Consider the following 11,003-nt stretch of genomic DNA (forward strand, 5'->3'; position numbering starts at 1 on the left):
CGGGGGGGGGGGGGGGGGGGGGCCCGCCCGGGGGGGGGGGGGGGGGGGGGGGGCCCGGGGGGGGGGGGGGGGGGGGGGGGGGGGGGGGGGGGGGCGGCCGGGGGCGATCCGGCCGCACCCGTTCAGTGCCGTACGCGTCAGCCGACCGCCTTCTTGACGCGCTCGTCGGTGGTCTTCCAGGCCTGCTCCGGGGACTTGCCGTTCTCGACCAGCTGGAGGCCCTGCGAGAAGGCGTCCTTGATGGTGCCGTCCTTACGGCCGAGGACCTGCTCGGCGGGCACCTCGTTGGCCGCCTCGCCGAAGATCCGGCCGGTCGGGGCGCCGGAGAAGTACTCCGCCTCGGCGTCCTTCACCTTCGGGTCCTCAAGGGCGGTCTTGGAGGACGGGAAGTTGCCGAGCTTCTCGAAGAGGTAGGCCTGCTGCTCGGGAGCGGTCAGCCACGCCACGAGCTTCTTGGCCTCGTCCTTCACCGGGCTCTTCTCGGTGACACCGAGGAAGGAGCCGCCCCAGTTGGCACCCTTGGGGGCCTTGGCGACATCCCACTTGCCCTTGTTGGCCTTGCCTGCCTTGTCGCTGATGTGCGCGAGCATCCAGGCCGGGCAGACGGTGGTGGCGAAGGTACCGTTGGCGAGCCCAGGGTCCCAACCCGGCTGGAACTGCGGCAACTTGGCGGTCAGGTCCTTCTGCGCCGCCTCCGTCGACAGGTTCCAGGCCTCCTTGATCGCCGGGTTGGTCTTGTAGATCAGCTGGCCGGACTTGTCGTAGTACTGCTCGGAGTTGCCGTAGACCATGGCGTTGAACAGGCCGGACGCGGAGTCCAGGTACGAGACCTTCTCGTCCTTGTTGCCCTTGGCGAACTTCTCGCCGGTCTCGACGTACTTCTTCCAGTCCCCCTCCCACAGCTTGCCGACCTTCTCGCGGTCGGTGGGCAGCCCGGCCTGCTCGAACAGGTCCTTGCGGTAGCAGACCGCCATGGGCCCGGTGTCCGTGCCGAGACCGAGGACCTTGTCGTCCTTGGTGGTGATCTGGGCCTGCTTCCACGGCTGGAAGTGGTCGGTGCCCTTCATGCCCGCGAAGTCCGTGAACTTGCCGGCCTGCGTCTCGGTTATCTCCTTGGCCCGCGCCACCTCGATACCCTGGATGTCCTTGAGTCCGGAGCCGCTGGCGAGGTGCGTCTGCAGGGCGGTGTAGTACGTCTGCTCGTCACCGGCCGCCTCGACCTTGACCGTGACGTTCGGGTTCTCCTTCTCGTACTTCTCGATCAGGCCGGTCTCCTTGAAGCCCATCACGCCGTACAAGCCCATCGTGATGGTGACCTTGCCGTCCTTGACGCCGCCGCCCGTGGCACCGGCCCCCTCTCCGCCGCAGCCCACGAGCAGGGCGCCCGCCGCCGTACAGGCCAGCACGGCTGTGACTTTTGTACGCAGTTTCCGCTCGACCTTGAGCATGAACGTCCTCCCTGAGACGGCGCCGACGCACCGGTGGAACGAGTCGGCCCGAAACCCGGCCGCCCGCGGTAGGCACCATCAAGTTCCCAGCTCAGGGCAGGTTCGGCGGAGGCCGACGAACAAGGTTCACGGTCTCTGGCGCGCCTGCTGAAGAGTTGGTGGGAACGTGCCCACTGAGTTGTTGGAAGACTGGCTGCCGACAACTCCCGTGTCAAGAAGTCGAATCCAGCTCGTTTCCACCTCGTTATCGACGGACGCTTCCCGAAGGGGGCCGCGGGACGGGCAGAATCGGGGTGGCGACTGGCAGAATGCGCAGGCCGGGAGGGGACCAGGGGCCCCGGAGAGGCGGCACGCCCAACGGGGCGGCCCTGGCGGCGAATTGGAGGACCGGAGACGATGACGAACGGCGAACAGGTACGGGCACGGGCATCCGCCTCCCGGCCGACCATCAAGACCGTGGCGGCCCTGGCCGGCGTCGGGCGCACCACCGTCTCCCGCGTGGTGAACGGCTCGGAACTGGTCAGCGAGGAGGCACGGGAGGCCGTGCTCAACGCCATCGCCGAACTGGGCTACGTCCCCAACTCGGTGGCCCGCGGCCTGGTCACCAGCCGCACCAACGCCGTCGCCCTGGTCATCCCGGAGTCCGAGAGCCGCCTGGGCTCCGAGCCCTACTTCTCCGCCGTGATCCGCGGAGTGAGCGCGGCGCTCGCCGACACACGCACCCAGCTGCAGCTGACGCTCGTCCGCGACCAGGCCGAACGCGACCAGCTCACCCAGTCCGTCGCCGAACGCCGCGTCGACGGCGTGCTGTTGGTCTCGGTGCACGAACACGACGTGCTGCCCGGCCTGTTGGAGTCCGCCGGGCTGCCGACGGTCCTCGCGGGACGCCGCCGCGAGGACGACCCGCTCAGCTACGTGTGCGCCGACAACCGGGGCGGCGCCGCCACCGCCGTGCGCCACCTCCTGGACCGCGGCCGGCGCCGGATCGCCACCGTCGCGGGCCCCCAGGACATGGAGGTCGGCCGCAGCCGGCTGGGCGGGTTCCGGGAGGCGCTCGTCGAGGCCGGCGTCCCGGCCGGGGAACAGCTGGTCGCGGCCGGGGACTTCACCGAGGAGGGCGCCCGCGAGGCGATGCGTTCGCTACTTGAACGCGCCCCCGATCTGGACGCCGTGTTCGCCGCCTCCGACCTGATGGCCGCGGGCGCGCTCCTCGAACTGCGTGCGCAGGGGCGCCGGGTGCCGGAGGACGTCTCGGTCGTCGGCTTCGAGGACTCCTACCTCGCCCGCCACACCAACCCGCCGCTCACGACGGTCCGCCAGCCCACGGAGGAGATCGGCAGCAAGATCGCGCGCACGCTGCTGCGCGAGATCGGGGACCCGGCGGTGGCGCGGACTCGGCTGGTGCTCGATACGGAGCTGGTGGTGCGGGAGTCGTCGTAGCGCGCCTCGTCCAACGCGCGCCGTCGTAACGCGCCTCGTCCACCGGTCCCGATGTCGATGTCGATGTCAGTGCCGCATGGCACTGTGCCATCCATGACTTCGACCGTACGCGAGACCCTGCGGGAAGCCGTCCTCGACGCCGGACGGAAACTCGGCATCCCCGATCCGGTGACGCAGGCCTTCGTCCGCCACCTGCGCCCCTGCGTCCATCTCTGCGCCCACGACATGGTGCCGGAGCGTCAGAGACCAGGCGCCGGACCGGTCGGCCGAGCCGCCGGGCCCGCCCGGCTACCGAAGGACTTGGAGGCTCCCGACGGCCTGCCACACATCCTGACCCTCGACTGCGCCGCCATACCCGCCGACGCCCTCGACATCGAACTCCCCGCGGACGGACACCTGGTGGTCTTCGCCGAGATCACCGACTACCCGGGGGAAGGCGCCGTCATCCACCTCCCGCCAGGGGCGGCCGAACACACCTTGCGGGAGGTCGAGGGAACGGCCGGGCCGGACTTCCACGATCCGTTCCCGCTCTACGCCGTCCCGGGCGCCACCTTGCCCGACTTCCAGCGCTGGTCCGACCTCGCGGAGGCCGCGGAGTACGCCGGGGAGGACGCCGAGCGCAGACGTCTCGTGGAGCGGCTGATCGGGGAGATCGACGCGATCCTCTACCCCCGGTGGACCTATGACATCCAGCTCGGAGGCCACTCCCGCGCCTGGCAGAACCCGGTGGAGGACCGCGGTCACGTGCTGCTCCTCCGCGTCCCGGAGAGCGCGGTGTCCGACGGGGACGGCTACCTCACGCTCATCGCGGGCCGCCGGGAGCAGCTCGCGGAACACCGTTACGAGGAGCTCGAGTTCGAGGTGGAGTGCTGACGCCATCGGTGATGTCCGCGCGGTGGGACTCCCGGGTCAGCGCGATCGCCGCCGCGCTGATCAGGCAGACGCCGATCACATAGATGCTGACCGGGGCGGAGTTCGTGCCCCCGCCCGCCCCGGCGAGCAGGCTGCTGGCGATCAGCGGGGCCGTGCCGGCGCCCAGCGTCGAGGCCAGCTGGTAGCCGAGCGAGGCGCCGGTGTAGCGGGCGCGGGTGCCGAACATCTCGCTGACGAACGCCGCCATCGGCCCGTACATCGAGGCCTGGAGGATCGGGTTGCCGATGATGTACGCCGCGAACAGGAGCGCCACGGAACCGCTGTTGACCAGCGCGAACAGCGGGAAGGCGGCCGCGGCGGTGACCAGCGCGCCGGTGATCATGACGGGACGGCGGCCCACCCGGTCCGAGAGGATCGCGAACGCGGGGATCGTGAAGATGTGCAGCGCCGACGACACGGTCTGGGCGAGCAGCACGGTCGAGCGCTCGAAGCCGACGCCGGTGGCGTAGGTGAGCATGAAGGTGGCGAGCAGCGACTGGAGGACGAGAGCCGCGCACCCGCCGAGGCAGGACAGGACGATGTTCTTGCGGTAGCGGCGCAGCACCGTGAGCAGAGGTGCCTCCTGCTTGGCCGCCTTCTGTTCGGTCGCCTCCCGCTCGGCTCGGCGCTGCGCCTCGGCGAACACCGGGCTCTCGCTCACCTTCATGCGGATGAACAGGCCGATCGCCATGAGCAGCAGGCTGAGCAGGAACGGCACCCGCCAGCCCCAGGCGAGGAAGTCGTCCTCGGGCAGCGCGGAGAACGCGGCGAAGACGGCGGTGGCGAGCACGGCGCCCGCGGGGCCGCCCATGTTGGCGAACGAGGCCATCAGGCCCCGGCGTTCGGTGCTCGCGTGCTCCATGGCCATGAGGGCGGCGCCGCCCCATTCGCCGCCGACCGCGATGCCCTGGACCAGGCGGCAGGCGACCAGCAGCAGTGGCGCCCAGATGCCGATGGTGTCGTAGGTGGGCAGCAGGCCGATGGCGAAGCTGGCGAGCGCCATGAGGGTCATCGTCAGCACCAGCATGGACTTGCGGCCGACGCGGTCGCCGAAGTGTCCGAAGACGATGCCGCCGAGCGGGCGGGCGACGTAGCCGACGGCGAGGGTGCCGAAGGCGGCGACGGTACCGGCGAGCGGGTTCAGGTCGGTGAAGAACAGTTCGTTGAAGACGAGCGAGGCGGCGGCGCCGTACAGCAGGAAGTCGTAGAACTCGATGGCGCTGCCGACGAAGCTGGACAGGGCGATCCGGCGCGATTCGGCGCGACGCGCGGCGTCGTTGAGGGGCATCTTCGGCTCCGGGGGTTCGGCGCGCTGCGGAGGCTTGGGCACCTGGGCGGCGACCGGTCGTCCGCGGCCGCCTCGCACCTAGTGTGCATTTTCCGCACAAGCGCTTGTAGATAGCGAACACGATGCGGGTGGCTCGGGAGGGTGTCAAGAGTCGCCCGGATGATCGATCAAAGCGGCCGGCGCACACATGACACAGGCCCCCACGTCGGACGTGGGGGCCTGTCGGGTGCTTCGTGAGGTCCTGTCGGATGCTTTACGGGGTGCGGTGGCGGGGCTCAGCCCAGCGCCGAGATCTCCTTGGCGACCGCCCGCATCGCGGCCACGGAGGCGTCGGCCACGTCCTCGCGCGAGGTGATGAGGTTGACGCACATGTGCAGCGCCGGGTCCGCCGTGTGCAGAGGTACGGCGACACCGTGGGCGCCGGGCTCGATCCGGCCGAAGGTGCGGGCGTACCCCTGTTCGCGGGCCTGCGCGACCTCGGCCGACTCCCCCGGCGCGGGCAGCCGCAGCGTCGCGAGCGCCACCCCGGCGGCGCCGACCCCGACGGGGTGACGGCTGCCGACCCGGTAGCCGATGTGGTAGTCCACGGACCGCGGTTCGACCACGGCGACGGCGACCGCCTCGTCGCCCTCCGCCGCGATCAGCGCGACCGTGGCGCCGAGCTCGTCGGCCGTGCGGCGCAGCACCGGAAGGGCCGCCTCACGGACGCCCGCCGCATAGCCGCGCGCCAGCGTGACGGTGCCGGAACCGGCGCGGTAGCGACCGTCGGAGGCCCGGACGACGAGGTGGTGCTCGGCGAGCGTGACCAGGGTGCGATAGGCGATGGTCCGGTGGACGCCGAGGTGTTCCGCCACGTCCTGGACGGCGAGCCCCTGCGGCTGCCCGGCGACCAGTTCGAGGGCGCGCAGTCCACGGGAGAGGGTCTGGGACCCCACGGCCTTGCCCACCTGCTTGTCGCTCATCCGCCCAGTCTACGTGCGCGGTGGTGACACACCGTCACTCCGGTGCGGGCGCACGGTCCGGTGGCCGCGCACACCGTCCCGTAAAGTCGAGACACCCCCGCATGGGAAGCAAGCCCCGGAAGGAAGACCCGTGAGCGACGACGCGCCGAGCGGCGTCCTGGCCAAGGCGCTCACCGTGCTGCAGGCCTTCACCGTCGAGGACATCACGTTGGGCTTCGCCGAGTTGCAGCGGCGCACGGACTTCGCCAAGAGCACCCTGCACCGCACGCTCGGCGATCTGGTGGCCGCGCGCCTCCTCGACCGGGTCCAGGGGCGCTACCGGCTGTCCGGCCTGGTCTTCGAGCTCGGGATGCGCGCGTCGGTCGAGCGCGGCCTGCTCGAAGTGGCCACCCCGTTCCTGGAGGACCTCTACGTGCGCACGCACGAACTGGTCCACCTGGGCACGCGCGAGGGCACCGAGGTCGTCTACGTCGCCAAGATGGGCGGCCACCAGCAGGCCGACTCGCCCTCGCGGCTCGGCGGGCGCATGCCGCTGCACGCGACGGCGATCGGCAAGGTGCTGCTCGCGCACGCACCCGCCGAGGACCGCGAGGCCGCGCTGCGCGGTCCGCTGGCGCGCAAGGCGCCGCGGACCATCACCAACGTCGACGTCCTGACGCGGCAGCTGTCCGACGTGCTCACCAAGGGCGTGGCCTTCGAGTACGAGGAGTCGGCGGTCGGCATCGTGTGCGTCGCCGCCGGGATCTTCGGTCCGGCGGACGAGATCGTGGCGGCGGTCAGCGTCACGGGCCCGGTGCACCGCTTCCAGCCCGCCCGGCACGCCAACAGTGTGCGCGCCGCCGCGGCGGGGATCTCCGCGACGCTCGGGCGGCAGGCGGAGCTGCGCAAGCACGGATGAGCACCGATGGGCGCTGAACCGACGGGCACTGAACCGACGGGCACCTGATTCGCCCGCGAGTTCCGCCAGACGGAACTCATTGCTGGGCCGCGAGCGACCCCGTTGTCCAAGCTGAGTGCATGAACGACACCTCCCCCGCACACGCCCCCGGCGACGACGCCGTGGCACAGGCAGCGCGACGGCTGCTGCGCGCCGCCGCCGACCACTCCCCCTGCGCCCCGGTCCGCGACCTGATCGGCAGCGACGACGTGAAGGCGGCCTATGCCGTCCAGGAGCTGATCACCGCCCATCACCTGGACGCGGGCGGTCGTGTCACCGGCCGCAAGATCGGCCTCACCTCCCCCGCCGTGCAGCGGCAACTGGGCGTGGACCAGCCGGACTTCGGGGTGCTGTTCGACGACATGAGCGTCGAGGACGGGGGGTCCGTACCGGTCGGTGAGCTGCTCCAGCCGAAGGTCGAGGCGGAGATCGCGTTCGTGCTCGGCGCCGACCTCGCCGAGGGTCCGCTCGACGACGCGCAGATCCGGGCCGCAGTGGCGCACGCCGTGCCCGCCCTGGAGATCGTGGACAGCCGGATCGCCGACTGGGACATCACCTTCGGTGACACCGTCGCCGACAACGGCTCCTCCGCGCTCTACGTGCTCGGCTCCCCGGCCAAGCCGCTCGCCGAGTTCGAGCCGGTCGAGGCCGGGATGACGATGAAGCGCGGCGAGGAGACCGTCTCCACCGGGAACGGCGCGGCCTGCCTGGGCGACCCGCTCACCGCCCTTGCCTGGCTCGCCCGAACCGCCCGCGACGTGGGCGATCCGCTGCGCGCGGGCCAGGTCGTGCTGTCCGGGGCGCTCGGCCCGATGGTGCCCGCCGCGGCCGGCGACACGTTCACCGCCGAGATCGGCGGACTCGGCTCCGTCTCCGTCCGCTTCCACGCCTCCACCCCTGAGGGAGCCACCGCATGAAGACCAAGGTCGCCGTCATCGGCTCGGGCAACATCGGCACCGACCTGATGATCAAGGTGCTCCGGCTCTCGGACACCCTCGAAATGGGCGCGATGGTCGGCATAGACCCCGCCTCCGACGGTCTCGCCCGCGCCGAGCGGCTCGGGGTGCCCGTGACCGCCGAGGGCGTCCAGGGCCTGATCGCCATGGACGGCTTCGACGACATCAAAATCGTCTTCGACGCCACGTCCGCGAAGGCACATGTCGCCAACGCCGCCGCGCTCACCCCGTACGGCAAGCAGCTCGTCGACCTGACCCCCGCGGCCATCGGCCCGATGGTGATCCCGGCGGTCAACCTCGACGACCATGTCGGCGCGGACGACGTGAACATGGTGACGTGCGGCGGCCAGGCCACCATCCCGATCGTCGCGGCCGTCTCCTCCGTGGCCCCGGTCCCGTACGCGGAGATCGTCGCCTCGATCGCGTCGAAGAGCGCGGGCCCCGGCACCCGCGCGAACATCGACGAGTTCACCGAGACGACCAGCCACGCCATCGAGACCGTCGGCGGCGCGGACCGCGGCAAGGCCGTCATCGTCCTCAACCCCGCCGAGCCCCCGCTGATCATGCGGGACACCGTGCTCGCGCTGGTGAACGCGCCGGACGAGGCCAGCCACGACGCGATCCGCGCGGCCGTCGCCAAGCGCGTCGACGAGGTGTCCGCCTACGTGCCCGGCTACCGCCTCAAGCAGCAGGTGCAGATCGCGCCGGTCCCCGCCGACCAGCCCGTGCACACCCTCACCGAGTCCCCGGTCACCCACCAGGTGTCGGTCTTCCTCGAGGTCGAGGGCGCCGCACACTACCTGCCGGCGTACGCCGGGAACCTCGACATCATGACCAGCGCGGCCCTGCGGATGGCCGAGGCCATGGCCGCCCGCGCCACCGAACTCCAGGGAGCCGACGCATGAGCGACACCACGGACACCACTGACGCCACCGCGGGTGACACCAAGCTGTTCATCCAGGACGTCACCCTGCGCGACGGCATGCACGCCATCCGGCACCGCATCGAGCCCGAGCAGGTGGGCCGCATCGTCGCCGCCCTCGACGCGGCCGGCGTCGACGGCATCGAGGTGTCCCACGGCGACGGACTCGCCGGCGGCTCCCTCAACTACGGCCCCGGCAGCCACACCGACTGGGAGTGGATCGAGACCGCGGCCGCGCACATCACCAACGCCCGCCTGACCACCCTCCTCCTGCCCGGCATCGGCACCATCGAGGAACTCAAGCGGGCCTACGCGCTCGGGGTGCGCTCCGTGCGCGTCGCCACGCACTGCACCGAGGCCGACGTCTCGGCCCAACACATCGCCACCGCGCGCGAGTTGGGCATGGACGTGTCCGGCTTCCTGATGATGAGCCACATGGCCGACGCGAAGACGCTCGCGGCGCAGGCGAAGCTCATGGAGTCCTACGGCGCGCACTGCGTCTACGTCACCGACTCCGGCGGCCGGCTGATGATGGACGGCGTCCGCGAGCGGATGCGCGCCTACCGCGACGTCCTCGACCCGGCCACCGAGCTGGGCATCCACGCCCACGAGAACCTCTCCCTCGCCGTCGCGAACTCGATGGTCGCCGTCGAGGAGGGCGTGACCCGCGTGGACGCCTCGCTCGCCGGGCAGGGGGCGGGCGCGGGCAACTGCCCCATCGAACCGTTCGTCGCGGTCGCCGACCTCAACGGCTGGAAGCACGGCTGCGACCTGTTCGCCCTCCAGGACGCGGCCGAGGACCTGGTGCGCCCGCTCCAGGACCGCCCGGTCCGCGTGGACCGCGAGACGCTCACGCTCGGGTACGCGGGTGTGTACGGCTCGTTCCTGCGGCACGCGGAGGCGGCGGCCGAGCGCTACGGCGTCGACGTCCGCACGATCCTCGTCGAGGTCGGCAAGCGGGCCCTGGTCGGCGGCCAGGAGGACATGATCGTCGACGTGGCGCTCGGACTCACCGAGGCGAGCTGACACCTCGTACGACGCAGGGCCGGGAGGGCGGGAGCTCCCGGCCCTCGTCGGCATGTCCGCACGACCGCTCCGCCCCAGGTCACAAGGCCTGCGGGGCGCGAACGACGTGGCCGAACACCTCTTGAGACACCTCTCGAAACACCTCTTGACATTCCCACCCTCTCGGCGTTCCATCGAGATGTCCGGCGTGTAAATAACGCCCTTGAGAGTGCACATAAAGAACGAGGAGCCAGGTCATGTCCCTCACCAAGGAAGCCGCCTCACGCGACATCGCCCTGCCGTCGGGCCTGCTCATGCGCTACTACGAGGCCGGGGAACCCGGATCCACGCCGGTCGTGCTGCTGCACGGTTCGGGTCCCGGCGCGACGGGCTGGTCGAACTTCTCGGGCAACATCGGCACGATCGCCGACGCCGGATTCCACGTCGTGGCCCCCGACATGCCCGGCTGGGGAGACTCCGACGCCCAGGCCACCAAGGACATGGACCACGACGCGACACTGGGCGAGTTCCTGGACACCCTCGGCCTCGCGAAGGCCGCCCTCGTCGGCAACTCCATGGGCGGACACACCGCCGTCCGCTTCGCCACGCTGCACCCCGAGCGCATCACCCACCTGGTCACGATGGGCGCCTCGCTCGGCCGCGGCCCCGCCTCCCTCTTCGGCCCCGGCGACGGCCCCAGCGAGGGGTTGAAGGTGCTGGTCAAGGCGTACAAGGACGCGAGCCCCGAGAACATGCGGGCCCTCGTCGAGATCATGACGTACGACAAGGCACGCTTCGCGACCCCTGAGCTGACCAGGGCGCGCTCCGAGGCGGCGCTCGCCCGCCCCGACCACCTGGCGAACTACGTCGAGGGACTCGCGCACGGCGCCCCCATCCCGATCAAGGTCGACCGCGACAGGATCCCGGGCATCCAGGCGCCGACCCTGCTGATCCACGGCAAGGACGACCGCGTCCTGCACTACGAGACGAGCCTGTGGCTCCTCGCGAACATCCCCAACTCCCGTCTGGTGCTGCTGAATCGGTGCGGGCACTGGGCGATGATCGAGCACGCCGCCGAGTTCAACCGCCTCGTCGTCGACTTCCTGTCGCACAACTGAGCCGACCCGCAGCAC

General features: G+C 71.1%; 10 protein-coding genes. 7 read left to right on the forward strand and 3 right to left on the reverse strand.

Annotated features, from left to right (window positions below):
* Nucleotides 1-137: 137 nt before the first annotated feature.
* Nucleotides 138-1,448, reverse strand: a complete 1,311-nt coding sequence (locus tag ACFV9W_RS07345) for an ABC transporter substrate-binding protein (protein WP_385756488.1) — start codon at nt 1,446-1,448, stop codon at nt 138-140.
* A gap of 396 nt (nt 1,449-1,844) precedes the next feature.
* On the opposite strand from ACFV9W_RS07345, the gene ACFV9W_RS07350 reads away from it, so the two are divergent.
* Nucleotides 1,845-2,888 (forward strand): LacI family DNA-binding transcriptional regulator, encoded by a 1,044-nt coding sequence (locus ACFV9W_RS07350; RefSeq protein WP_385756490.1) that lies wholly within the window; start codon nt 1,845-1,847, stop codon nt 2,886-2,888.
* A gap of 93 nt (nt 2,889-2,981) precedes the next feature.
* Entirely contained in the window at nt 2,982-3,761 is a 780-nt protein-coding gene (locus ACFV9W_RS07355; RefSeq protein ID WP_385756491.1) for a hypothetical protein, read from the forward strand.
* Here ACFV9W_RS07355 and ACFV9W_RS07360 read toward each other — a convergent pair.
* Both ACFV9W_RS07360 and ACFV9W_RS07365 read right to left on the reverse strand, forming a co-directional pair.
* Nucleotides 3,691-5,088 (reverse strand): MFS transporter, encoded by a 1,398-nt coding sequence (locus tag ACFV9W_RS07360; protein ID WP_385756492.1) that lies wholly within the window; start codon nt 5,086-5,088, stop codon nt 3,691-3,693. The two genes, ACFV9W_RS07355 and ACFV9W_RS07360, sit on opposite strands and share 71 nt — an antisense overlap.
* Nucleotides 5,089-5,363: 275 nt before the next feature.
* Nucleotides 5,364-6,050 (reverse strand): IclR family transcriptional regulator, encoded by a 687-nt coding sequence (locus ACFV9W_RS07365; protein ID WP_385756494.1) that lies wholly within the window; start codon nt 6,048-6,050, stop codon nt 5,364-5,366.
* 130 nt (nt 6,051-6,180) lie between these two features.
* Here ACFV9W_RS07365 and ACFV9W_RS07370 point away from each other — a divergent pair, with 130 nt between their 5' ends.
* The 5 genes from ACFV9W_RS07370 (at nt 6,181) to ACFV9W_RS07390 (ending at nt 10,988) form a co-directional block, all read left to right on the forward strand.
* Nucleotides 6,181-6,948 (forward strand): IclR family transcriptional regulator, encoded by a 768-nt coding sequence (locus ACFV9W_RS07370; protein ID WP_385756496.1) that lies wholly within the window; start codon nt 6,181-6,183, stop codon nt 6,946-6,948.
* 119 nt (nt 6,949-7,067) lie between these two features.
* Entirely contained in the window at nt 7,068-7,904 is an 837-nt protein-coding gene (locus ACFV9W_RS07375; protein ID WP_385756498.1) for a 2-keto-4-pentenoate hydratase, read from the forward strand.
* Nucleotides 7,901-8,848: an acetaldehyde dehydrogenase (acetylating) gene (locus tag ACFV9W_RS07380; protein ID WP_385756499.1), complete on the forward strand. Its 948-nt coding sequence runs from the start codon at nt 7,901-7,903 to the stop codon at nt 8,846-8,848. The genes ACFV9W_RS07375 and ACFV9W_RS07380 overlap by 4 nt, the downstream gene beginning before the upstream one ends.
* Nucleotides 8,845-9,891 carry a 4-hydroxy-2-oxovalerate aldolase gene (dmpG, locus tag ACFV9W_RS07385; RefSeq protein ID WP_385756501.1) on the forward strand — a complete coding sequence of 349 codons (1,047 nt, stop codon included), beginning with the start codon at nt 8,845-8,847 and terminating at the stop codon, nt 9,889-9,891. The genes ACFV9W_RS07380 and dmpG overlap by 4 nt, the downstream gene beginning before the upstream one ends.
* A 236-nt stretch (nt 9,892-10,127) precedes the next feature.
* The gene (locus tag ACFV9W_RS07390) at nt 10,128-10,988 is read left to right on the forward strand and encodes an alpha/beta fold hydrolase (protein WP_385756502.1); all 861 of its coding nucleotides are present in this window, start codon (nt 10,128-10,130) and stop codon (nt 10,986-10,988) included.
* Nucleotides 10,989-11,003 lie beyond the last annotated feature (15 nt).

This window comes from Streptomyces sp. NPDC059897, assembly GCF_042730865.1.
Classification (GTDB): Bacteria; Actinomycetota; Actinomycetes; order Streptomycetales; family Streptomycetaceae; genus Streptomyces.